Annotated in this window: 18 protein-coding genes and 1 pseudogene; 11 read left to right on the top strand and 8 right to left on the bottom strand. The window is 74.2% G+C overall.

Annotation, left to right across the window (positions count from 1 at the left end):
• Positions 1-77: 77 nt before the first annotated feature.
• The 7 genes from ACIP67_RS00840 (at position 78) to ACIP67_RS00870 (ending at position 9,504) form a co-directional block, all read left to right on the top strand.
• Positions 78-2,099, top strand: coding sequence for a beta-galactosidase (locus ACIP67_RS00840; protein WP_401685340.1), 2,022 nt, complete (start codon positions 78-80; stop codon positions 2,097-2,099).
• Positions 2,100-2,246: 147 nt separating this feature from the next.
• The gene (locus ACIP67_RS00845; protein ID WP_401686751.1) at positions 2,247-3,815 is read left to right on the top strand and encodes an arabinogalactan endo-beta-1,4-galactanase; all 1,569 of its coding nucleotides are present in this window, start codon (positions 2,247-2,249) and stop codon (positions 3,813-3,815) included.
• Between the two features lie 296 nt (positions 3,816-4,111).
• A complete protein-coding gene (locus ACIP67_RS00850; protein WP_401685343.1) occupies positions 4,112-4,399 on the top strand; it encodes an ArsR family transcriptional regulator in 288 nt (95 codons plus the stop codon).
• 221 nt (positions 4,400-4,620) lie between these two features.
• The gene (locus ACIP67_RS00855) at positions 4,621-5,346 is read left to right on the top strand and encodes a FadR/GntR family transcriptional regulator (protein WP_401685345.1); all 726 of its coding nucleotides are present in this window, start codon (positions 4,621-4,623) and stop codon (positions 5,344-5,346) included.
• 44 nt (positions 5,347-5,390) lie between these two features.
• Positions 5,391-6,407: an asparaginase gene (locus tag ACIP67_RS00860; protein WP_401686754.1), complete on the top strand. Its 1,017-nt coding sequence runs from the start codon at positions 5,391-5,393 to the stop codon at positions 6,405-6,407.
• Positions 6,408-6,718: 311 nt separating this feature from the next.
• A complete protein-coding gene (gene mptB, locus ACIP67_RS00865; RefSeq protein WP_401685348.1) occupies positions 6,719-8,116 on the top strand; it encodes a polyprenol phosphomannose-dependent alpha 1,6 mannosyltransferase MptB in 1,398 nt (465 codons plus the stop codon).
• Entirely contained in the window at positions 8,113-9,504 is a 1,392-nt protein-coding gene (locus ACIP67_RS00870) for a glycosyltransferase family 87 protein (RefSeq protein WP_401685350.1), read from the top strand. Before mptB ends, ACIP67_RS00870 begins: the two co-directional genes overlap by 4 nt.
• A gap of 35 nt (positions 9,505-9,539) precedes the next feature.
• On the opposite strand, the pseudogene ACIP67_RS00875 reads toward ACIP67_RS00870, so the two are convergent.
• Positions 9,540-10,433 (bottom strand): annotated as a pseudogene (locus ACIP67_RS00875) (D-alanyl-D-alanine carboxypeptidase family protein); the annotation flags it as partial.
• 291 nt (positions 10,434-10,724) lie between these two features.
• Entirely contained in the window at positions 10,725-11,861 is a 1,137-nt protein-coding gene (gene rho / locus ACIP67_RS00880; protein ID WP_401685353.1) for a transcription termination factor Rho, read from the bottom strand.
• A gap of 495 nt (positions 11,862-12,356) precedes the next feature.
• On the opposite strand from rho, the gene ACIP67_RS00885 reads away from it, so the two are divergent.
• Positions 12,357-13,214 carry a hypothetical protein gene (locus ACIP67_RS00885; protein WP_401685356.1) on the top strand — a complete coding sequence of 286 codons (858 nt, stop codon included), beginning with the start codon at positions 12,357-12,359 and terminating at the stop codon, positions 13,212-13,214.
• Positions 13,215-13,250: 36 nt separating this feature from the next.
• On the opposite strand, the gene ACIP67_RS00890 is transcribed toward ACIP67_RS00885, so the two are convergent.
• On the bottom strand, positions 13,251-13,649 hold the full coding sequence (locus ACIP67_RS00890) for a nuclear transport factor 2 family protein (protein ID WP_401685359.1): 399 nt from the start codon (positions 13,647-13,649) through the stop codon (positions 13,251-13,253).
• 70 nt (positions 13,650-13,719) lie between these two features.
• Between ACIP67_RS00890 and ACIP67_RS00895 the strand changes: the two genes are divergently transcribed.
• Both ACIP67_RS00895 and ACIP67_RS00900 read left to right on the top strand, forming a co-directional pair.
• Positions 13,720-14,292, top strand: coding sequence for a PadR family transcriptional regulator (locus tag ACIP67_RS00895; RefSeq protein ID WP_401685362.1), 573 nt, complete (start codon positions 13,720-13,722; stop codon positions 14,290-14,292).
• A 37-nt stretch (positions 14,293-14,329) separates the two neighbouring features.
• Entirely contained in the window at positions 14,330-15,055 is a 726-nt protein-coding gene (locus ACIP67_RS00900) for a class I SAM-dependent methyltransferase (RefSeq protein WP_401685364.1), read from the top strand.
• A gap of 233 nt (positions 15,056-15,288) precedes the next feature.
• Here ACIP67_RS00900 and ACIP67_RS00905 read toward each other — a convergent pair whose 3' ends face one another.
• The 4 genes from ACIP67_RS00905 to ACIP67_RS00920 all read right to left on the bottom strand — a co-directional run bounded on the left by ACIP67_RS00905 (position 15,289) and on the right by ACIP67_RS00920 (position 18,840).
• Positions 15,289-16,455 carry a serine hydrolase domain-containing protein gene (locus tag ACIP67_RS00905; protein ID WP_401685367.1) on the bottom strand — a complete coding sequence of 389 codons (1,167 nt, stop codon included), beginning with the start codon at positions 16,453-16,455 and terminating at the stop codon, positions 15,289-15,291.
• 99 nt (positions 16,456-16,554) lie between these two features.
• Positions 16,555-17,523, bottom strand: coding sequence for an acetylxylan esterase (locus ACIP67_RS00910; RefSeq protein ID WP_401685369.1), 969 nt, complete (start codon positions 17,521-17,523; stop codon positions 16,555-16,557).
• Positions 17,524-17,667: 144 nt separating this feature from the next.
• Positions 17,668-18,252, bottom strand: a complete 585-nt coding sequence (locus ACIP67_RS00915; RefSeq protein ID WP_401685372.1) for a hypothetical protein — start codon at positions 18,250-18,252, stop codon at positions 17,668-17,670.
• Positions 18,253-18,345: 93 nt separating this feature from the next.
• The gene (locus ACIP67_RS00920; RefSeq protein ID WP_401685375.1) at positions 18,346-18,840 is read right to left on the bottom strand and encodes a MarR family winged helix-turn-helix transcriptional regulator; all 495 of its coding nucleotides are present in this window, start codon (positions 18,838-18,840) and stop codon (positions 18,346-18,348) included.
• 362 nt (positions 18,841-19,202) lie between these two features.
• On the opposite strand from ACIP67_RS00920, the gene ACIP67_RS00925 reads away from it, so the two are divergent.
• Positions 19,203-20,045 carry a putative protein N(5)-glutamine methyltransferase gene (locus tag ACIP67_RS00925; protein WP_401685378.1) on the top strand — a complete coding sequence of 281 codons (843 nt, stop codon included), beginning with the start codon at positions 19,203-19,205 and terminating at the stop codon, positions 20,043-20,045.
• Positions 20,046-20,369: 324 nt separating this feature from the next.
• Here ACIP67_RS00925 and ACIP67_RS00930 read toward each other — a convergent pair whose 3' ends face one another.
• Positions 20,370-22,436: a SpoIIE family protein phosphatase gene (locus ACIP67_RS00930; protein WP_401685381.1), complete on the bottom strand. Its 2,067-nt coding sequence runs from the start codon at positions 22,434-22,436 to the stop codon at positions 20,370-20,372.
• Positions 22,437-22,454 lie beyond the last annotated feature (18 nt).

The following is a 22,454-nucleotide window of genomic DNA, read 5'->3' on the forward strand; positions in this document are numbered from 1 at the left end:
TGTGCGGTTATGTTGGGAACGCACCGCTGATCGAGTGTGTGCACGTTCCCAAATGATCGATTAAACGGGAGAGATCCATGCCGGAGACCACCCCCAAGGGCCTCACCAGGCTCGCCTTCGGTGGGGACTACAACCCCGAGCAGTGGCCGGAAAGCGTCTGGCAGGAGGACGTTCGCCTGATGCGGGAGGCCGGCGTCACCATGGTGAGCGTCGGGATCTTCTCCTGGGCCCTTCTGGAGCCCGCGCCGGGCGAGTACGACTTCGGCTGGCTCGACCGGGTCGTGGACCTGCTGCACGAGAACGGCATCCGCGTCGACCTGGGCACGCCCACCGTGGTCCCGCCCGTCTGGTTCTACCGGCAGCACCCCGAGGCGCTGCCCGTCACGGCCGACGGCCGGCGCCTGGCGTTCGGCTCCCGCGGCGCGATCTGCCACAGCAACGCCGACTACCGCGCCGCCGCGGCGAACATCACCACCCGGCTCGCCGAGCGTTACGCCGACCACCCGGCGCTGGCCCTGTGGCACGTGCACAACGAGTACGGCGTCCCCGTCTCCGCCTGCTACTGCGACTCCTGCGCCGCCCACTTCCGCCGCTGGCTGGAGACCACGTACGGCACGGTCGACGCGGTCAACGACGCCTGGGGCACCGCCTTCTGGGGCCAGCGCTACGCCGGCTTCGAGGACATCGACCCGCCGCGCGCCACGCCGACCGTCGGCAACCCGGGCCAGGCGCTGGACTACCGGCGGTTCGCCGACGCCACCATGCGCGAGAACTTCTGCCGGGAGCGGGACATCCTGCACCGCCTCGCGCCCGGCGTCCCCGTCACGACCAACTTCATGACGGCGCTCAGCCAGTGCGACACGGTCGACTACTGGGCCTGGGGCCGCGAGGTCGACCTCGTCAGCAACGACCACTACCTGATCACCGACGGCCGCCGCACCCACGTCAACCTCGCGATGGCCGCCGACCTGACCCGCTCCGTCGCGGGCGGCGCCCCCTGGCTCCTGCTGGAGCACTCCACCTCGGGCGTCAACTGGCAGCCCCGCAACCCGGCCAAGGCCCCCGGCCAGATGGCCCGCAACTCCCTCTCGCACGTCGCCCGGGGCTCCGAGGGCGCCATGTTCTTCCAGTGGCGGCAGTCCCGGCGCGGCGCCGAGAAGTTCCACTCGTCGATGGTCCCGCACGGCGGCACCGACACCCGTGTGTGGCGCGAGGTCGTCGAGCTCGGCGCCTCCGTCGACGCGCTGAGCCCGATCCGCGGCACCCGTACGGTGGCCGACGCGGCCGTCCTGTGGGACTGGCACTCCTGGTGGGCGCAGACCCTCGACTGGCGCCCCTCCCAGGAGCACGACGCCCGCGAGCGCGCCGACGCCTTCTACGAGGCCCTCTACGACCGCCACCTCACGGTCGACTTCGCCCACCCGGAGGCCGACCTCTCGGCCTACCCCCTGGTCGTGGTGCCCGCCCTGTACCTGATGACGGAGGCGGCCGGGAACAACCTCAGGGCGTACGTCGAGAACGGCGGCACCCTGGTCGTGTCGTACTTCTCCGGCATCGTCGACGAGCACGACGCCGTCCACGAGGGCGCCTACCCGGGCCCGCTGCGCGACGTCCTGGGCCTGGCCGTCGAGGAGTTCTCCCCGCTGCTCGCGGGCGAGAGCGCCCGGATCACCGGCCCGGACGGCGCCGAGCTGAGCGCGGACCTGTGGACGGAGTTCGTGGTGCCGCGCGGCGCCGAGACGGTGTGGACGTACGCCGACGGCCTCACCGCCGGCCGGCCCGCCGTCACCCGCCACCGCCTCGGCGGGGGCACCGCCTGGTACGTCTCCACCCGCCTCGGCGCCGACGGCCTCGACGCCGTGCTCGCACGGGCCGCCGAGGACGCCCGCATCGCCCCCCGCGCCGACCTCCCCCGGGACGTCGAGGTCGTGCGCCGCACCGGCGGGACGGGCAGCTTCCTCTTCGCGATCAACCACACCGCCACCGACGCCAAGGTGCCGCTGGAGACGTCCGGCACCGAGCTGCTGACCGGTGAACGCGCCGCGGGCCGCCTCGTGGTCCCGGCGGGAGCCGTCCGGGTCGTGCGCCTCGACGGCTGAACCGACTCCCTCTCCGCCCGTGGAGCCGCGAGCCGCGGGCGGAGGGGGCGCCCCTCACCCCGAGGGGACCGGCGGGCCACCCGGCCCGCGCACACCGCCATCACGTCGAAGGGACGACGGACGACGATGTTCCATCTCAGACGCACGCTGCTGCATCCCCGACGCACGCTCGCAGCCCTGCTGCTCCCGCTCGCCGCGGGACTCTCCCTCGCCGCCCTGCCCGCGCAGACCGCCCATGCGGCGGCCACGCTCACCAACGCCGGCTTCGAGTCCGACGGCACCGGCACCGTCACCCCGGCCGGCTGGTCCACCTACTCGGCGGCCGGCCAGAACTCCGCCTCCTTCACCGAGGCCGGCGGCCACGCCGGCAGCTACCGCCTCACCCACTGGGCGTCCACCGCGTACAAGGTGGAGACCTACCAGTACCTCTCCGGCCTCACCAACGGCTCCTACAAGCTCACCGCCTGGGTCCGCTCCGGCGGCGGCCAGAACTCCGCCTACATAGCCCTCAAGAACTGCGGCGGCGCCGAGCAGCGCACCGCCCTGCCCGTGTCGGCGAGCGGCTGGATCCACATCGTCGTCCCGGTCACCGTGACGACCAACCAGTGCACCGTCAGCATCAACAGCGACGCCAACGCGGGCAACTGGATCAACGTCGACGACCTGACCTTCACCTCCGGCACGTCCGGCCTGTCGATCAAGGGCGCCGACATCTCCTCCCTCGCCAAGAGCGAGGCCAAGGGCGGCGTCTACAAGACCGCCTCCGGCACCACCGGCGACGCGGTCACCATCCTGAAGAACGCCGGCATGAACTACGCCCGCCTGAAGGTCTGGGTGAACCCGGCCGACGGCTACAACAACAAGGCGCACGTGCTCGCCGTGGCCAAGCGCGTCAAGGCCGCGGGCCAGAAGCTGCTGGTCGACTTCCACTACTCGGACACCTGGGCCGACCCCGGCGCCCAGGCCAAGCCGGCCGCCTGGGCGGGCCACTCCTACAGCCAGCTCAAGACGGACGTGTACAACCACACGTACGACGTGCTGAACGCGCTCAAGGCCCAGGGCACCACCGCCGACATGGTCCAGGTGGGCAACGAGATCAACGGCGGCATGCTCTGGTCCGAGGGCTCCACCGACAACTGGGCCCAGCTCGCCGGTCTGCTCAACTCCGGCTACGACGCGGTCAAGGCGGTCAGCTCCTCCACCGCGGTCGCCCTGCACCTCGCCAAGGGCGGCGACCTGTCCGGCACCCGCTGGTGGTTCGACAACGCCGTCGCGAACGGCGTGAAGTTCGACACGATCGGCCTGTCGTACTACGGCTACTGGCACGGCACCCTGGCGGACTTCCAGACCACGCTGGACGACGCCGCCTCCCGCTACGGCAAGCCGGTCTACGTCGCCGAAACCGCCTATCCGTTCCGCCTCGACAGCGACGACACGCACGAGAACATCATCGACCTGTCGAGCGAGCTCGTCTCCGGCTACCCGGCGACCGAGGCCGGCCAGCTCGCCTGGACGAACGCCGTGGCCGACATCGTGGAAGCCGTGCCGAACGGCCTCGGCCTCGGCGTCTTCTACTGGGAGGCGACCTGGACCGCCGTCACCGGCAACGGCTGGGACCCGACCGACGCGTCCTCCGGGAACGGCTGGGAGAACCAGGCCCTCTTCGGCTACGACGACCGGGCGCTGTCCTCGATGGCGTGGTTCAGCCACCGCTGACCCGGCCGTCGCCGACCCCGCCACCGCCGGACCCACGGCACGGCACGGCACGACACGGTTCGGCACGGCACGGTCCGGCCACGCCGGCACCGTGACCGGCCGTCCCGGGGCCCGGCCGCTCCCTCGCGGCCGGGCCCTTCCCGTGGTCCGGCGCCCCCACCCCCGACTCCCGCACAACGCAAGGGTGTTCGATCCCGCCAAGCGTGCGGGAGTCCGGGACACGGCGGCTTCCCCTGCGGAACAGTGGGAAGACGCGGTACGAGGGGTGCCCCGACGAAGGGACGGAGGGGGCGGCGATGCTGAGGACACCCGTGAGTGAACGGCGGCTGGACATCCTGGAGTGGCTGAAGGATCCGGCCCGGCACTTCCCGCCGCAGCGCCACGGCGACCCCGTCGAGGACGGGATCACCGCGGACGCCGTCGCGGCCAAGCTGGGCGTGCGCCGCCAGGTGGCGGACACCCACCTGAGCCTGCTCGCCGACCTGGGCCTGCTGCGCGCCAAGCGGATCCGCCGCCGCACCTACTACCGGCGCGACGAGATGCGCATCGCCGAAGTGGCCCGGATGTTCGAGAAGGGCTGGTAGAGGCTCGGGAACCGCTGGCGGACGCTCCGGAACGGCTGGCGGACACTGGGGAACGGCTGGCGGACACTGGGGAACGGCTGTTCGGCGGGAGCGTGGCGGCCGGGCCGGGCGAGGCCGGGCCGCCGGGGGTCGGTCCGGGGCTGGGGCGGGGCGTCCGCGGGCGTGGCCCGCGGTCGGGCCCTGACTTGACATCGCCCGTCCCTCGCCCGGACCATCGCCCCGTGAACCTGTCAGACAGCCAGACAGGTGACCGGGTCGCCCCGCGTCGCGTCAGTGCGATGGAGGCGGTGCTCGGCCACCTCCGCGACGCCATCGAACACGGCCGGTACGCCATCGGGGACAAGCTCCCCTCCGAGGCGGAGCTCTGCCGCACCCTCGAGGTCTCCCGGCCCGTCCTGCGGGAGGCCCTACGCGCCCTCCAGACCATGGGCCTGACGGTCTCCCGTACCGGCAAGGGCACCTTCGTGATCGCGGACACCGTCGAGGACCCCACCTTCGGCGACTACGCGGCCGGCGACCTGATGGAGGTACGCCGCCACGTCGAGGTCCCGGTGGCCGGCTACGCGGCCCTGCGCCGCACCCCGGAGGACCTGGACCGCCTGGCCCGCCTCCTGGACCGCATGGAGCGGGAGACGGAGACCACCGCGTGGGCCGCGATGGACACCCTCTTCCACCTCGCCTTGGCCGAGGCCGCCCGGAACCCGGTCTTCCGCCGGGTCATCGAGGAGATCCGGGACGCGCTGGCGCGCCAGTCGGCCTTCCTCAACGAACTGGGCGGGCGCCGCGAACAGTCCGACCGCGAACACCGGGCCATCGTCGAGGCGCTGGTCGCCGGCAGCGAGCAAGCCGCCGTGGACGCCATGAGCCACCACCTGGACCGTGTCGAGACGACCCTCACCGACATCGTGCGGTCCCCGCGCGCCGACAGCTCCACACAGGCGCCATGAACCCGGCGCCCACCCCCACCACCCCACCGACGACCCAGGCAGTGATGTACACCAGCTCCCTCGCCGACGCCCCCGCGATCCGCGAACCCCAGCACGCACCCGTCGCCCACCTCGTCCGCGGCGGGGTGACCGAGGGCGTCCACCACGGCTCCGTCGTCGTCCTCGACACGGACGGCCGGGTCGGCCTCCGGCTGGGTGACATCGAGGCGGCCTTCTACCCGCGCTCGGCGCTCAAGCCCGTCCAGGCCGTCGCCATGGTCCGGGCCGGACTCCCGCTCGACGGCGAGCTGCTCTCCCTCGCCGCCGCCAGCCACTCCGGCGAGGAGCGCCACCTCGCCGGGACCCGGCGCATCCTGGAGCTGGCCGGCCTCACCGAGGACGACCTGCGCAACGTGCCGGACCTGCCGTTCGGTCCGGCGGTCCGCGACGCGTGGGTGCGGGAGGGCCGCCCGCCCGGCCGCCTCGCCCAGAACTGCTCCGGCAAGCACGCGGCCATGCTGTACACCTGCCGGCTCAACGGCTGGCCCCTCGACAGCTACCTCGACCCGGAGCACCCGCTCCAGCAGGCGATCGCCGAGATCGTCGAGGACCTCACCGGGCAGCGGATAGCCCGGGTCACCGTCGACGGGTGCGGCGCCCCCCTTTTCTCGGTCTCCCTGCACGGCCTGGCCCGCGCCGCCGCCCGCATCACCACCGCCGCGCCCGGCACCCCCGAGGCCCGGCTGGCGGACGCCGTGCGCCGGCACCCCGAGCTGGCCTCCGGCTCCGGCCGGGACGTGGCCGCGCTGATGCGGGCCGTGCCCGGGCTGCTCGCCAAGGACGGCTTCGAGGGCGTCGAGGTCGCCGCGCTGCCCGACGGCCGCGCGATCGCCGTCAAGATCGCCGACGGTGCGGACCGGGCCCGCGTCCCGGTCGCCGCGGCCGCCCTCGCCCACGCCGGCGTGGACCCCGCCCTGCTCACCGAGTTCGCGGGCGAGCCCCTGCTCGGCGGCGGCGTCCCGGTCGGCCGCGTCCGCCCGGTCCGGTCACTCACCCCGACGTCCTGGCCGGCCTGCGCCTGACCACCACGCCACCCGCCGACCCGGCCCACCCGCCGACGCGGCCGCCACCCGCCGACGCGGCCGCCACCCGCCGACGCGGCCGCCACCCGCCGACGCGGCCGCCACCCGCCGGCCCGGCCCACGCGCCCTGCGGCGCGCGTGACCGTTCCGGTCGTGTGTGGTGCTTGCCGGTCGTGCCGATCGTTCTGATCCGCCCGGCGCGGCGCGGCGCGGCGCGACGCTCACGCGGCGGTCACGCGCAGGCCGCCGCCCGGAAGGCGGGACGTCGCTCACCGGCCACCCGGCGCCGACACCCTGGCGGGGTGTTGGCCATGGCTCTTCCCGTCGATCTCCGCCGCTGCCAGGTGCTGGGCCTGGCCGGCACCTCCTGTCTGGCCCTGGGCGGCGAGACGGCCGGCGCGCTGCCCGCCCGCGAGCTTCTCGCCCCCTCCTCGCCGCACGCCGTACTGGGCCTGGTCGGCGTCTACTTCGGGCTCGTCCTGCTGACCGCGGCCTGGGTGCTGCTCGGCCGCCTGGTGCGCGGCGGTGACCCGCCCACCCCGCGCGCCCTGTTGCTGATCCTCGCCGTGTGGGCGGCACCCCTGCTGATCGCGCCGCCGCTGTTCAGCCGGGACGTCTACAGCTACCTGGCCCAGGGCGCCATGGTCGACGCCCGCATGGACGTCTACGCCCACGGCCCCGCGCGGCTCGGCGGTCCGCTCGCCGAGGAGGTCGCCCCGCTGTGGCAGCACACCGGCGCCCCCTACGGCCCGGTGTTCCTCGCCGTCGCCGCGGCCCTGTCCGCCCTGACCCGCGGCGAACTGCCCGCCGGTCTGATCGGGATGCGCTGTGTCGCGCTGTGCGGGGTGGCGCTGATGGCCGCCGCGCTGCCCCGGCTGGCCCGGCACAGCGGCGCCGACCCGGCCGCCGCCCTGTGGCTGGGCGCCCTCAACCCCCTCGTCCTGCTGCACCTGGTGGCCGGAGCCCACAACGACGCGATCATGCTGGGCCTGCTCGGCGTCGGTCTGGTCGCCGCGCTCGGCCGCCGCCCGGTCCTCGCCGCCGTCCTGGTCACCCTCGCCGCCCTGGTCAAGGCGCCCGCCGCGCTCGGTCTGGCCGCCGTCCTGGTCCTCCAGCTGCGTTCCGGCCGCCGCCCGGTCAGCGCGGTCCTGATCACGGCCGCCGCCTCCGCGGCCACCACGGTCACCGCCACCGCCGTCGCGGGCACCGGATACGGCTGGATCGCCGCCCTCGACACCCCGGTCTCCCCACAGAACTGGGCCCTCACCAGCCTGCTCGGCCGTGCCACCCGGGCCCTGCTGGAGACCCTCGGCAGCGACCTGGCCCCGCTCGCCGTCCCGGTCTGGCACGCGCTGGGCCTGGTGGTCACCGCCGTCGCCCTCGCCGTCATCTGGTGGCGGCTGCGCCCCCGCCCGGTCTACGCGCTCGGCCTGAGCCTCGCCGCGGTCGCCGCGTTCGGCCCGGCGATCCGGCCCTGGTACGCCCTGTGGGGCCTCTTCCTCATCGCCGCCGCGGCCCCCAGCACCTCCGTACGGCACCGGACGGCCGCTGTGGCCGCGGTCCTCGCCCTCGCCGTCCTGCCCGACGGCGGGCCGGCCGACACCGGCCGTCTGGTCCTGGCGGTCTGCGGGGGCGCGCTCGCGGTGGTCGTGCTGTGGCAGGCGCGCCTCGCCGCGTCGGCCCCGGCCGCTCCGGTGCGTACGGCATGAGACCGCCCCGCGCGCCGCGCACGGACCGCGGCCGGCTGCTGCTGGTCCTCGCCCTCGCCACGGCCGTGACCGTCTTCACCGCGACGGTCCCGCTGCTGCGCGACTGGTTCGACCTGCGGGTCTACCACGGCACCGTCCACTCCTGGGTCCACGACGGCGGCCGCGTCTACGACTACCGGGTGCCGGGCACGCCGTACGGCTTCACCTATCCGCCGTTCGCGGCCGTCGTCATGCTGCCGATGGCGCTGGTCGGGCTGCGCACCGCGATCGCGGTGACGCTGCTGCTCGACCTGACGGCCCTCGCCGCCGTCGCCCGCGTCCTGGCGGGCCCCGGCCGGTGGCGCCACGGCTGGTACGGCGCCGTCCTCGCCGCCTGCGCGCTGGCGCTGTTCGAACCGCTGCGGGACACCTTCAGCTTCGGCCAGGTCAACCTGCTGCTGCTGGCCCTGGTCCTGACGGACTGCCTGCTGCTGTCGACGGGGCGTACCCGCTGGGCCGGGATCGGCATCGGGCTGGCGGCGGCGGTCAAGCTCACCCCGGCGCTCTTCATCGGCCTGCTGCTGGTCGCCCACCGCCGGCGCGCGGCCGCCGTCGCCACCGGCGTCGCCGTCGGGGCGACGGCGGCCGCGGCCCTCGTCGCCCCGGACGCCTCCCGCTTCTACTGGACCGACGCCCTGTGGGACACCTCCCGGGTGGGCCGCCTGGACTACGTCTCCAACCAGTCGCTCCAGGGCGTGCTGGCCCGGCTGGGGGTGGAGAGCCGGCCGTTCTGGGCGGTGCTGGTGGTGCTGGTGCTGTGCGGGTGGGCCTGGCGGGCGCGGCGGGCGGCGGCCGCGGGCGACTGGACGGCGGCGTTCGCGCTCACCGGCCTGACCGCCTGCCTGGTCAGCCCCGTCACCTGGGTGCACCACCTGGTCTGGCTGCTGCCGTCCTTCGCCGTCCTGGTCCGCGCAGGGCACCCGAGGACCGCGGCCGCCCTGTACGCCGTGCTGTGCACGAGCGTGGTGTGGCTGTGGTTCGACGACGCGTCCGGCGTCGACGGCTTCCTGGGTTCCAACCTGTACACGTGGATCACGCTCGGCCTGCTCGTCCGGCTGCCGGTGGGTCATCCGCCGCGGACCCGGCGCCGTACGAACGTCAGCACGAGCGCCACGGCCACGCCGCCGGACACGGCGGTGCCCGTGATGGCGGCCGCCTGCGGCCAGCCGGGCCCGGAGTCGTCCTCGGCGGCGGAGGCCGGGGACGCCGAGGGGCCCGCGGCGGTCACCGGCGCGGGGTCCGGCACCGGCCGTTTCCGCGTCGCCCGCAGTGCGTCCAGGGAACCGACCGGGTCGACGTGCCCGGCGGCCTCGAACCCCCAGTCGAGCAGTTCGCGCGCCTCCTCGTAGACGGTGAACCCGCCGCCCGCCTGGGGGTTGAGCACCGTCACGACGAGGGTGCGCCCGTCCCGGCGGGCGGCGGCGACGAGCGTGTGGCCGGCCTCGCTGGTGTAGCCGTTCTTGATGCCGACCAGCCCCGGATAGGGCTCGACGCCGCTGCGGCCGGTCAGCAGCCGGTTGGTGTTGACGATGGCGTACGTGCTGCCGTCGTAGCCGGGGAACCACGCCTCGGCCGTCGCGCAGTACCGCGCGAAGTCGGGGTTGCGCAGCCCGGCCCGGCCGAACACCGCCAGGTCGTAGGCCGAGGAGACCTGGCCGGGGGCGTCGTAGCCGTCCGGGGAGAGCACGTGGGTGTCGAGGGCGCCCAGGGAGCGTGCCTTGGCCTGCATCCGGGCGGCCGTGGTGTGCCAGCCGCCGTTGAGGGCGGCGAGGACGTGCACCGCGTCGTTGCCGGAGCTGAGGAACACCCCGCGCCACAGGTCGGCGACCCGGTAGGTGAGCCCCTCGGCGACGCCGACGAGGCTGCTGCCGGGCCCGATGCCGGTGAGTTCCTCGTCGGACACCTGGTGCCGGGTGCCCGCGGGCAGGCCGGGCAGGACCGTGAGGGCGAACAGCGTCTTCAGGGTGCTGGCGGGCGGCAGCGGGCGATGGGCGTCGGAGGCGGCGAGCACCTCGCCGGTGCCGGCGTCGGCCACCAGCCAGGACAGCGCGGAGACGTCCGGGAGTCCGGGCGCTCCGGGGCGGGGCCTGACCAGGGTGCCGGGGTGGTAGAGCAGCCCTGGCCACGGCATCGCCGTCCGGGGGTCGCCGGGGGGTCCGGGGTCCGCGGCGGCGGGGGTGGCGGGGGTGGTGACCATGGCGGGGCCGAGGGCCAGGAGACCCGCCACGCAGAGCGCGCAGGTCGGCACGGCGACTCGGGAAGAAAGTCTGATCATCATATGATCAACGTAGAAATGAATCCGGCCCAACCCATGCTGCCCGTGCCGGGGACCGCCCGCGTGCACCCGGATGCCGCACGTCCCGTGCTCCGGAGTGGCCGGTCCGGGTACCCCGAACTCGACCGTCAGCTGGGTCCGAGCCCCCACGTCAGGTGTGTCCTCCGAGCCCGTACGTCAGGTGTGTCCGAGCCGCACGTCGACCGTGTCCGGGGCCGAAGGTTCGTCCGTCCGGAGGTGAGGGGGCTCCTGCGCGGAGGTGAGGGGGCGCCTGTGGCGGAGGGAGGGGGTGGCCTACGCGGCCGGGAGCGTCGGCTGGATGCGCCGCAGGAAGGTCGCGTTGTCCGGGGTCTGCCGCATCCGCTCCAGGAGCGTCTCCAGGCTGCCGTGGCCGTCCCGGCTCCGCAGCGCGCGGCGCAGGCCACGTACGGTGGCCAACTCGGCCGGAGTCAGGAGGAGTTCCTCGCGGCGGGTGCCGGAGGCGTCGATGTCGACGGCGGGGAAGACGCGGCGGGAGGCGGGTTCCCGGTCGAGGCGGAGCTCCATGTTGCCGGTGCTCTTCAGTTCCTCGAAGAAGAAGTCGTCGGCGCGGGAGCCGGTTTCCACCAGCGCGGTGGCGAGGATCGTGAGCGAGCCGCCCTCCTCGGCCGCCCGCGCGGCGCCGAAGAACCGCTTGGGGCCGATCAGCGCGGTCGCGTCGACGCCGCCGCTGAGGGTGCGGCCCCCCGCGGCGGCCGCGTTGTTGTGGGCCCGGCACAGCCGGGTCAGCGAGTCGAGCAGGATGACGACGTCCTCGCCCGCCTCGACGAGCCGCTTGGCCCGCTCGACGACGAGTTCCGCGAGGGCGATGTGCTGCTTGGGCGTCCGGTCGAACGTCGAGGCGTACACCTCGCCGTGCACGGAGCGCCGCATGTCGGTGACTTCCTCCGGGCGTTCGTCGAGCAGGACCACCATCAGCCGGGCCTCGGGGTGGTTGCCGGCGACGGCGGCGGCGAGCTGCTGGAGCAGGACGGTCTTGCCGGTCTTGGGCGGGGCGACGAGCAGCCCGCGCTGCCCCTTGCCCACGGGCGCGAGCAGATCGGTGACGCGTCCGGCCAGGCCGGACGCGGGGTGTTCGAGGCGGAGCCGCTCGTGCGGGTGCAGGGGCGTGAGATCGTGGAAGTGGCGGCGGTCGCGCAGCTCCTGGGGCGTACGGCCGTTGACGCGCGCCACGTCGGTCAGCGCGCGCGCCGCTGAGCGCATCCCTTCGACGAAGTCGCCCTTGCGCAGGCCGAGTCGGCGGATCAGCGCGGGCGGGACGGGGAGGTCGGTGGGGGAGGGCAGGCAGCTCTCGGCCCGCAGATGGCCCTTCCCGTGGCCGTCGATGTCGAGGACACCGGTGACGAGCTGGGCCTGCTGCTGGAGAGGGGGGTGTTCGAGTGTGGTGGTCATGGTGGTCGGTCCTTTCGAGGACGGAAGACACGGGACTGCGCGAGGAAGGGAGAGAGGCCGCTCGGCCAGGGGCGTGAACGCGCGCCTGGGGCGACGGAGCATCACTCGGGCGCAGCGAAGAAGTCCTGCACACGAGGTTGCGGGGAAACTGTCGCACCGGCCGCTGCGGGCGGGCGATCAGTGAACTGAAGGAGAAACGGCATCGACGCCGAACAGGGCGTACACAGATGCTGTCGCGAGTCTAGCACTCAGGTGTGATCGTGGCCAGTGCCAGGTGCGCTCCCGTCGTCACAACGCGACGGCGGCCCCCTCTGTTCCGGCAGTGGCGGCAGGGACCCCCGTGCGTCTCGGGGTCCGCCCGTGACGCCGGCTCGACCCCGGTGGTCCGGCCCTGGTCCGGACCGGGGTGTCGTCATCCCGCATCAGATGTCCCCGGACCATAACGATCCGTGACGACAAGGGACTTGAACGCTGTCGCTGGCTTATCTTCACGGCATGTCCACGCCGCCCCAGCCTCCGCCCCAGCCTCCGCAGCAGCCCGAGCGGCAGCCGGAGCAGTCCTCCGACGCGCCCGCCCAGCCGACCGCCTACCCGTACCCGCAGTCGCCGGGCGGGCAGCCCTTCTACGCCCAGCCCACCCTCGTGGGGCAGCCGGGCCCGCCGGCCAATCCGTACCTCCAGCAGCCTCCGTACGTCCCCGGAGGCGTTCCCCCGGCGGGCGGCGCCGGCGGCGCCGGGCGGGCGGTGCTGTGGGCCGTCGTCGGAGCGCTGGTCGCGTCCGCCGCCTGGGCGGCCGGAGTGTTCCTGATCGGCGGCCGGGGAGCCGACGCGGAGCTGAGCGGCTACACGGCGCCGTCCAACCTGTGCACCAGCGCGGACTACTCGACGTTCCAGGACGAGTACCCCGAGGCCGACGACGACCCGGTCCACAACGAGCTGGAGCACGAGGCCCTCGACGAGAGCTACTGCAGCCTCGGCCTGAAGAAGACGGGCTCGACCTACTCGGACGCCTACCTCTCCCTCGAACTCGGCCTCCACAAGAAGACCGATCCCGCACCGGAGTTCACGGCCCGGTGGAAGAACTACGGGAGCAGCCACACGGATTACGACGTGGACACCGTCACGGGCATCGGTGACGAGGCGTACCTCATCAGCCAGGACAGCACGGACAGCTCCGACAGCGGCTCCATGGACGTCACGATCGCGGTGCGGGACGGCTGGGTGACGTACACCATGAACTTCAACATCTACCTCACCTCTTACGACGAGGACCAGGACCCGCCGACGCTCGCCGAGGTGACCGACTGGCTCAAGAAGGACGCCGAAGCCAGCCTGGAGGAGCTCAAGGGCTGACGTCCCCCGCCGTCCCCGTCCGGGAGGCGCGCTGCCTCACGCGGACCGCGCCTCCACCTCCTTCGCGATCTCCTCGGCCCGCGCGCCCATCGCCGCCGCCAGTGCCTGCGCGCCGGACAACGGCCGCACCATCACGGTCAGTCCGTCGATGAGACCCTCCTCGTCCACATGGATGAAGTCGCAGCCGGTGAGCTGCCGTTCGCCCACCCGGGCGGTGAACACCAGGGCGTGGTCGCGGCCGTCCGCCCCGGCCAGCTCCCGCTCGTACCGGAAGTCCTCGAAGACCTGGGCCACGGCCCGCACGATCGCCGCCGTGATCGCCTTGCCGGGGTACGGCCTGAACACCACCGGGCTGGTGAACACCACGTTCTCGGCCAGCAGGGCTTCCACCGCGTCGAGGTCGCGAGCCTCGACCGCCTCACGGAACGCGCGCATGGGGTCCTCCCATAGTCAATTTTTTGATTAGGTGCGGATGACAGTATCCGTCGGCCCGTACCATGTCCACATGTCCCTCAAGTACGCCGTGCTGGCCGCCCTCCTGGAGGGCGAGGCCTCGGGCTACGAGCTGTCCAAGACCTTCGACGTCTCGCTCGCGAACTTCTGGCCCGCGACCCCGCAGCAGCTCTACCGCGAGCTGGAGCGGCTCGCGCAGGCCGGCCTGATCCAGGCACGGGTCGTACGGCAGGAACGGCGTCCCGACAAGCGGATGTTCACGCTCACCGAAGCCGGCCGGGACGACCTGCGCGCCTTCGCCGCCGCCCCGCCCCGCCGGCCCACCGCCGTCCGCGACGAACTCCTCATCAAGATCCAGGCGATGGACGGCGTGGACCCCGGGGCGACGCGGGCGCAGATCGAGGAGCGCATGACCTGGGCACGCGGCAAGCTCGCCCGCTACGAGCGGGTACGCGAACGGCTCCTGGACGGCCGGACCGAGGACGAGTACCTCACCGCCGCCGACCGGATCGGCCCCTATCTGACCCTGATGGGCGGCATCGCCTTCGAGGAGGAGAACCTGCGCTGGTGCGTACGTGTCCTGGCCCTGCTGGAGCGCCGCGCCTCCGTCACCCGGCAGGGATGACGGCGACCGGGACGGCGACCGGGATAGGGTGACGCCGATGTTCAGCCCCGAAGGTCCCACGCTGCGCGAACTCGCCGTCCAGGCGCTGTCGTCGGTCGAGCACGGCTACGACCTGCTCGCGCCGAAGTTCGACCGCACCCCCTTCCGCACGCCGGACTCCGTCCTGGACGCCGTCGCCTCCGCGCTGCACCGGACCGGCCCCCACGACGACGGGCTCGACCTGTGCTGCGGCACCGGCGCCGGCGTCGGCGCGCTGGCGGCGGTGTGCCGGCGCAGCGTCACCGGGGTCGACTTCAGCGCGGGCATGCTCGACGTGGCCCGTGCGCGGACGCGTCCGACGGGCCCCCGGGTGTCCTGGGTACGCGCGGACGCCCGCGCGCTGCCGTTCACGTCCGCCTTCGACCTCGTGGTCAGCTTCGGCGCGTTCGGTCACTTCCTGCCCCGCGAACTGCCGGGCCTCTTCGCCCAGGTGCACACGGTGCTGCGGCCGGGCGGCCGCTTCGCCTTCCCGGTGCTCGCCCCGCCCCGTCCGTCCTCCGCCGCCTTCTGGATGCTCCTCGGCTTCGACACCGTGATGCGGGTGCGCAACGCCTTGTGGCGGCCGCCGTTCGTGATGTACTACCGGGCCTTCCGGCTCGGCGAGGTACGCCGGGAACTGGAGCGCGCCGGGTTCCAGGTGGACCTGCGCGCCCTGCCCGAGTTCGGGACCCGGAGCGACGGGAGCCCCCGCGTGCGGATGGTCGAGGCGCGCCGCCTCCCCTGACCGGCGCGGCCCGGCTGTCCGGCGGCGGGGGCGGGACGGCCCGGCGGCGGACGCAGGGCGGCCCGAGCGACCGGAACCACACTGTCCGGGCGACCGGTACTGCACTGTCCGGGCGACCGGTACTGGACGGCCTGACCCACCGAAATGGGATCGTCCGGGCGACCGGTACCCGGACTGCCCGAGCCGCCGGAACGGAACCGGCCGGGCGACCGGAACGGGACTGTACGGCGCCCTCACAGTGCGCCGTACACCGCCTCCACCAGGGCCATCTTCCGCGGGTCGTCCGCGATGTGCGGCCCCATCCGGTTCATCACGTATCCCATCGACAGCCCGGCCTCCGGGTCGGCGAGGCCGCAGGAGCCGCCGAAGCCGTCGTGGCCGAAGGCCCGCGGGTTGGGCCCGTACGAGCCGTTCGGGCCGCTGAGCCACAGGCCGAGCCCCATCTCCGTCTCGTGCGCGAACCCGGCACCCAGCACCAGGTCCCGGCAGCCGCCCTGGCCCTCCCGCACCCGCTCGGCGGCCCCGGCGGACAGCACGCTCCGGCCGCCGAAGCCGCCCCGGCCGGCGAGGATGCCGTACAGCTCGGCCACGGCCCGGGCGGTGCCGTGGCCGTTCGCGGCGGGGATCTCGGCGGCCCGCCAGCCGGGGGAGTTGGCCGCGTCGGCGCCCGCCGGGGGATTGGCCAGCGCGGCGACGGCGGCGGGCGCCATCCGGCTGAGGGCCGCGGCCTGTCCGCTACGCGGCGCGGCCGGCGGATGCACCAGTTCGGCCGCCCGTCCGGCCTGCTTCTCCGGCAGCCCGATGGTGAAGTCGATGCCGAGCGGGCCCGTCACCTCCCGCTCCAGGAAGGCGCCCGGCAGCAGGCCCGAGACGCGTCGGACGACCTCGCCGACCAGGAAGCCGTACGTCAGCGCGTGGTAGCCCGACCGGGTACCCGGCTCCCACCAGGGCTCCGTCGCCGCGAGACGCGCGGTCGTCAGCTCCCAGTCGTAGAGCTGCTCCAGGGTGTGCGGCTCGCGCAGGCCGGACAGGCCGGCGCGGTGCGACAGCAGGTGCCGCACGAGCACCCGCTCCTTGCCCGCCGCCGCGAACTCGGGCCAGTAGGCGGCCACCGGCGCGTCGAGGTCCAGCAGTCCCCGGTCGGCCAGGATGTGCGCGCACAGCGCCGTCGGGCCCTTCGACGTGGACCACACGTTGACCAGCGTGTCCCGCTCCCACGCCCGCGTGCGCGCCCGGTCGGCCCAGCCCGCCCACAGGTCGGCCACGGTCACGCCGTCGACCGTGACGGCCACCGCGGCGCCGAGCTCACCGCGCTCCCGGAAGTTCTCCTCGAACGCGGTCCGCACCGCGGTGAACCGCTCGTCGCAGTGGCCGTGAACCTGTGGGACGTGCTCGGACATGGGCCCTCCGTGGTCCGCCGCGAGCCCGGACCGCCGCGGTGCGGCCCGGAGCCCCAGAACATACCGACTGGTCGGACTGGTGGGAAGGGGGGAGCCGTCTCAGGCGTACGACCGCAGCCAGCGCACCTTGGCCGCCTGGTGGAAGGGGCCGCCGCCCTCGTGGTCGTTGAAGTCGTACACCTCGATCGCCTTGTCCTCGTGCGCCCAGGCGTGGAAGGCGGCGTACACCGTCGACGGCGGGCAGGTCTGGTCCTCCAGGGCCACCGAGAAGAGCGTGGGGGCCGTGGCGCGCGCGGCGAAGTGCACCCCGTCGAAGTAGGCCAGGGTGCGCAGTGCGTCCTCGGTGCGGCCGCGGTGCGTCTTGAGGTACAGGCCGATCTCCCGGTAGGGGTGACGGTCCGTCAGTACCGCGGCGCGCGGGAAGTCGCACAGGAACGGCACGTCCGGGGCGACCGCCACCAGGTCCGGCACCAGACCGCCGACGGCGATCGCCAGACCGCCGCCCTGGCTCGCGCCGAGCGCCACCGTGCGCGCCGCGTCGGTCAGCGGATGCGAGCGGGCCGCCTCGACGGCGCGTACCGCGTCGGTGATCACCCGGCGGTAGTAGTAGTTCTCCGGGGCGTCGATGCCGCGCGTCATGAAGCCGGGGTACGCCGGCGCGCCGCCCACCGGATCGGCGGTGGCGCCCCCGCCGCCCCAGGCGCTGCCCTGGCCGCGGGTGTCCATGATGAAGTGCGCACGGCCCGTGGACGCCCACAGCAGGTGCTCGTGCGGCAGGCCCCGGCCGCCGCCGTAGCCGACGAACTCCACCACCAGGGGCAGCGGTTCCTCGGCCGCGGCGGGCAGCGTCAGCCAGCCCTTCACCGGGTGTCCGCCGAACCCGGCGAACGTCACGTCGAACACCCGCACCATGGTCAGCCCCGTGTCGACCGGGTCGAAGTGCGCGTCCAGGTCGTGCTCGCGGGCCTCCTGGAGGGTCTTGGACCAGAAAGCGTCGAAGTCCTCGGGTTCGGTGGACGCGCTCCGGTACTCCTGGAGCTCCTCCAGGGACAGGTCGAACTGGGCCATGAACAACCGCCTCGCGTATAAGTGGCCGTACGGATGATCACACCGTACGTGGCGGGTGGTAGCGCTTTCTAGACCCGCGCCCCGGCCGTGCCCGACCCCGGTCAGCCGTGTCCGGCCCCGGTCCGTCCGCCGTCCCCGGTGCCCTCAGGCGCTGCGCCCGCTCCACTCCGGGCCCGTCCGGGCCCATTCCCGGTCCCACTCCTCCAGCCGGTGCCGCATCGCCGCCCGGCGTACCACCGCGTGCCCGAGCAGGACGACGGCGGCCGTACCGCCCGCCGCGGAGACGCCCAGGGAGAGGGTGTGCTGCCACACCGCCGTACCGTCCGCCGGCGGACCGACGCTCCGCCCCCGCGCGTCGAACCACACCTCGACCACGTCACCGTGCCGGGTGCCCGCCGGCACGCGCGCGACGGCCGTCCGGGCACCCTGTCCGGGCTCCGTCCAGCGCACGTCGACCCGGTAGGAGTCCGCCCGGCCGCCGCTCGCCGTCGGCAGGGAGTCGGGCGGCCGGCCGGTCACCTCGGCGCGCACCCGGTGCCGTTCCGCCCGCTGCTCGGCCGCCGTCGCCGTCGCCTCCTGGTGGGCCCACCGGCCCACCACGGCCCCCGTCAGGGGGGCGCCCACCAGCAGCAGCACGGCCACCAGCAGGGCCGTCCACGCCTCCACCACGTCCGACCGGCGCAGCAGCGGGTTGCCCCGCCGTCGCCAGGCCCGCACCCGGGTTCGCATGTCGACCTCCTCGCCGTCACGCGGACGAGTGCCCACAGGGAGGGGGTACCCCGTATGGGCCGGATCGTTCATGACGGCCACAGGGTTCCGGTGTCATGGTCGGCGGTCGGTCGCCTCCTCCGCCGCGGGCGCGGGCCGCCCTCGCTCCGGCCGCGGGCCGCCCCCGTCCTCGACCACCGCGTTGTACCGCGTCAGATACGCGGCGAAGCGCTCCAGGTCCTCCTCGGGCCAGCGGGCGAGCCGCTCCCGGAAGGCGGCGCGCCGCCTGTCGGTGACGTGGGCGAGGACACGGCGGCCGGAGCCGGTGAGATGGAGGAGGCGGACACGGTGGTCCCCCGGGTCCTCGCGCCGCTCGACCAGGGCGGCCCGCTCCAGAGCTGCCACCTGGCGGCTGACGGTGGACTTGTCCAGCGCGTAGTGCGCGGCGAGGTCGGTGGCCCGGCAGCCGCCGCTCTCCTCGAGATGACCGAGCAGGGTGTACGACACGAGCGAGAGTTCGGGGTGCAGCCGGCCCGCCGAGGCACGCGCGCGCCGCGCGAAGACCGTCATCTCGCGCTGGATGGTCTCCACGGCTCGTGCTGTTTCCACGGGACCTCCCTGGGACCTCCCTCGCCGTTCCAGTTGTACCGTACAACCGGATCGGTGAGGGGGCACCACGGCCTCCGGGCCCGTCCGTTGGGGTAGGGTGACGGTCCGGCTGCGGACGTTCCCCGGCCGTGAGCGACCGAGGAGGTGAGACCCATTACCGCAGTGTCAGGTCGGGTGCTCTCACCTCGCGACGGCGCGGACCGCCGCTAGGCGACCGCGAGAGCGCCCTTCGGCTTCCGAAAGGTCTCTCGGCTTTCATGCCCTCTCTGTCGACCCCGTCCTCTTCCCCTTCCTCGTCCGGGCCGCCGTGCTCCGCGGCTCCCTCCGCGGGCGCCCCCGCGGAATCCCCTACGGAGTCCTCCATGGCATCCGCCACGGAGTCCGCCAAGGAGTCCTCCGCGGACCCGTCCCGTTCTCCCTCCTGCTTCCCTTCCCGCGACGCCGTCGTCGGTGCGCTGCGCGCCGCCGGGTGCGTCTTCGCGGAGGACGAGGCGGAGCTGATCCTCGCGGCCGCCCGCACACCGGAGGGGCTCGCCGGGCTGGTGGAGCGCCGCGTCACGGGCCTCCCCCTCGAACTCGTGGTCGGCTGGGCCGAGTTCCACGGTCTGAGCATCGCCGTCGAACCGGGCGTCTTCGTGCCCCGCCGCCGTACCGAGTTCCTCGTCGCCCAGGCACTCGCCGGTGCGCCGCACGCCCGCGTGGTCGTGGACCTGTGCTGCGGCTCGGGCGCGGTGGGCGCGGCCCTCGCCTCGGCCCTCGGCGCGGTCGAACTGCACGCCGCCGACATCGACCCGGCCGCCGTGCGCTGCGCCCGCCGCAACGTCGCCGACGTCGGCGGACACGTCCACGTGGGCGACCTGTTCGAGGCGCTCCCCACCACCCTGCGGGGCCGCGTGGACATCCTGGCCGCCAACGTGCCGTACGTCCCCACCGGCGAGGTCGCCCTGCTGCCCGCCGAGGCCCGCGACCACGAGCCCCTCACCGCCCTCGACGGCGGCGCCGACGGGCTCGACGTGCTGCGCCGGGTCGCCGCCGACGCGGGGGAGTGGCTCGCCCCCGGCGGCAGCCTGCTCGTCGAGACGAGCGAACGCCAGGCCGCCGCGGCGGTCGAGTCGTTCCGCCGCGGCGGCCTGACGACCCGCCTGGCCGTGGACGAGGAGCTGTACGCCCACGTGGTGATCGGGACCAGAGCCGTCGGGGCGTAGGCACGGTCGTCGGACTCCTGACGGACACCCGTCGGACTCCTGACGGACACCCGTCGGACTCCTGATGGACTCCCGTCGGACTCCTGACGGATTCCCGACGGTTTCCCGTCGGCCTGGCGGAGCCCTGCACGCTCCCCCCACTGCCCGAACGGCGTGGGCGGGGGCTCCGCTCGTCGCGCCGGGCTCCGACCCCGGTCCCCGGTACTTCCGTACAAGGGGCTGCCGGGGCCCGGCATGCCGAGGGCCCGCACCTGACGCCGTCGGGCCCGCCCTCGGGGCTGACGACGGGAGGTGCGACGACCGGACCCGGCGGCCGGCGGCCGGTCACTCCGTGGCCCGGGCACGGGCCACGAGCAGGGCGACGTCGTCGTGGTTGTCGGGGTGGTGCAGGGCGCGCAGCAGCAGGTCGCACAGGTCCTCCAGCGGGCGCGCCGGGTCGTCGAGGAGGGCGAGCAGGGCGGCCAGCCGTTCGTCCAGGGAGTGCCGGCGGGTCTCGACCAGCCCGTCGGTGTACAGGACGAGTTGGTCACCGGGGGCGAAGTCGACATCGGTCGTGGAGAACGCCACCCCGCCCACGCCCAGCGGCACCCCGGTGGGCAGGTCGAGCAGTTCCGGCGGGCGCCCGGGGCGTACGCGCGCGGGCGGCAGGTGCCCGGCGTTGGCGATCCGGCACCGGCCGAGACGGGGGTCGTGCACGGCGTACACGCAGGTGGCGATGGAGTGGGGCAGACCGGACGTGATCCGGTCGAGGTGCTCCAGCAGCACCGTCGGGTCGAGATCGAGGGAGGCCAGCGTGGTGGTGGCGGTGCGCAGCCGGCCCATGGTGGCGGCGGCGTCGATACCGCTGCCCATCACGTCGCCGACGACGAGTGCGGTCTTGCCGCCGTCCAGCGGGATCACGTCGAACCAGTCGCCGCCCACCTCGGTGCCGGCCCCGGCGGGCTGGTAACGGGAGGCCACCTCCAGGCCGCCGGTCACCCGCGGATGGCTCGGCAGCAGGCTGCGCTGGAGGGTGAGGGCGGTGGTGCGGGTGTTCTGGTACCAGCGGGCGTTGTCGATCTGCACGGCCGCGCGGGCGGCCAGCTCCCCGGCGAGCAGAAGGTCGTCCCGTCCGAACGGCACGGGGTGGCGGGTCCGGGCGAGGTCGAGGACGCCCAGCACCTCGCCGCGCGCGATGAGCGGCACCGCCAGATAGGAGTGGAAACCGGCCCGTTCCAGCAGCGCGGCCGTCTCCGGGGAGCGGGCGATGCGGGCCATGTCCTCGTCCTTGACCCGCGCCACCATGACCGGCCGGCCGGTGCGCAGGCACTCCGTGACGATGAGGTCGGGCGCGTAGCTCGTGACCCGGCCGGGAGGGTCCGCCGCGGCGCGCACGCGCGACCCGTCGGCCGCCCGGAAGGCCAGCGCGCGGATCACGGCCGGTTCGGCGGGGCCGAGGACGGTGCGCCGGCCCTCGACCACCGCGTCGAGCAGGGTCACGGTGGCCACGTCGGCGAGCTCCGGCACGGCGACGTCGGCCAGTTCGCAGGCGGTCCGTTCCAGGTCCAGGGTGGTGCCGATCCGGGCCGAGGCGTCGGCGATCAGGGCGAGCCGGTGGCGCGCGGCCTCGGCCTCGAGGCCCGCCCGGTACCGGTCGGTGACGTCGACGACCGACAGGGCGACGCCCAGCACGGTGCCGCGGGCGTCCTCCAGGCGGTACAGGGACACCGCCCAGGCGTGGTCCTCGTCGGGGTCGGCGGGGGCGCGTCCGACGACGGACCGGTCGACGAGCGGCACACCGGTGCGCAGCACGTCGCGGGCCGCCGACTCCAGGGCCTCGGTGTCCACCCGGGGCAGCACCTCGCGCATCGTCCGGCCCACGAGCTTGCGCGCGGGGAGGCCGTGGATGCGCTCCAGCGCGGGGTTGACGGTGACGTAGCGCAGCCCGGTGTCCAGGACGGCGAAGCCGATGGGCGACTGCGTGACCATCCGCGCCGACAGGGCCACGTCCCGCTCCAGCCGCCGTACGGTCGACTGGTCGGCGGCCAGGCCCAGGGCGTAGACGTCGCCCCGGTCGTCCACGAGGCGCATGTTGCGGAACTCCACCAGACGCGTGCTGCCGTCCTTGCGCCGGATGGGGAACGCGCCCGCCCAGCTGCGGCCCGTGGACATCACGTCGGCGAAGAGTTTCACCACCAGTTCGACGTGGTGCTCGTGCACCATCACGTGCGCGGCGTACCGGCCCAGCGCCTCGTGCGCGGAGTAGCCGAACAGCTCCTCCGCCTGCGGGCTCCACAGCACGATCCGGCCGTCGGTGTCGAGCACCACCGAGGCCATGTTCAGCACGTCCAGCAGGCCGCTGGGCCCGACGGGGCCGTTGCCGGCGGCCGCGGCCGCCCCGACGTCACTCATGTCACGCACCGCCCCACA

Source organism: Streptomyces sp. NPDC088812, from assembly GCF_044750285.1.
GTDB lineage: Bacteria > Actinomycetota > Actinomycetes > Streptomycetales > Streptomycetaceae > Streptomyces.

Bases quoted from the DNA above. Each gene is read 5' to 3' on its own strand.
- ACIP67_RS00890 (WP_401685359.1), bottom strand. From the start codon at position 13,649: ATGCGCGCGTTCCGTGAGGCGGTCGAGGCTCGCGACCTCGACGCGGTG.
- ACIP67_RS00900 (WP_401685364.1), top strand. From the start codon at position 14,330: ATGTTCAGCCCCGAAGGTCCCACGCTGCGCGAACTCGCCGTCCAGGCG.
- ACIP67_RS00870 (WP_401685350.1), top strand. From the start codon at position 8,113: ATGAGACCGCCCCGCGCGCCGCGCACGGACCGCGGCCGGCTGCTGCTG.
- ACIP67_RS00885 (WP_401685356.1), top strand. From the start codon at position 12,357: ATGTCCACGCCGCCCCAGCCTCCGCCCCAGCCTCCGCAGCAGCCCGAG.
- ACIP67_RS00850 (WP_401685343.1), top strand. From the start codon at position 4,112: ATGCTGAGGACACCCGTGAGTGAACGGCGGCTGGACATCCTGGAGTGG.
- ACIP67_RS00905 (WP_401685367.1), bottom strand. From the start codon at position 16,455: ATGTCCGAGCACGTCCCACAGGTTCACGGCCACTGCGACGAGCGGTTC.
- ACIP67_RS00930 (WP_401685381.1), bottom strand. From the start codon at position 22,436: ATGAGTGACGTCGGGGCGGCCGCGGCCGCCGGCAACGGCCCCGTCGGG.
- ACIP67_RS00860 (WP_401686754.1), top strand. From the start codon at position 5,391: ATGTACACCAGCTCCCTCGCCGACGCCCCCGCGATCCGCGAACCCCAG.
- ACIP67_RS00840 (WP_401685340.1), top strand. From the start codon at position 78: ATGCCGGAGACCACCCCCAAGGGCCTCACCAGGCTCGCCTTCGGTGGG.
- rho (WP_401685353.1), bottom strand. From the start codon at position 11,861: ATGACCACCACACTCGAACACCCCCCTCTCCAGCAGCAGGCCCAGCTC.
- ACIP67_RS00910 (WP_401685369.1), bottom strand. From the start codon at position 17,523: ATGGCCCAGTTCGACCTGTCCCTGGAGGAGCTCCAGGAGTACCGGAGC.
- ACIP67_RS00915 (WP_401685372.1), bottom strand. From the start codon at position 18,252: ATGCGAACCCGGGTGCGGGCCTGGCGACGGCGGGGCAACCCGCTGCTG.
- mptB (WP_401685348.1), top strand. From the start codon at position 6,719: ATGGCTCTTCCCGTCGATCTCCGCCGCTGCCAGGTGCTGGGCCTGGCC.
- ACIP67_RS00895 (WP_401685362.1), top strand. From the start codon at position 13,720: ATGTCCCTCAAGTACGCCGTGCTGGCCGCCCTCCTGGAGGGCGAGGCC.
- ACIP67_RS00925 (WP_401685378.1), top strand. From the start codon at position 19,203: ATGGCATCCGCCACGGAGTCCGCCAAGGAGTCCTCCGCGGACCCGTCC.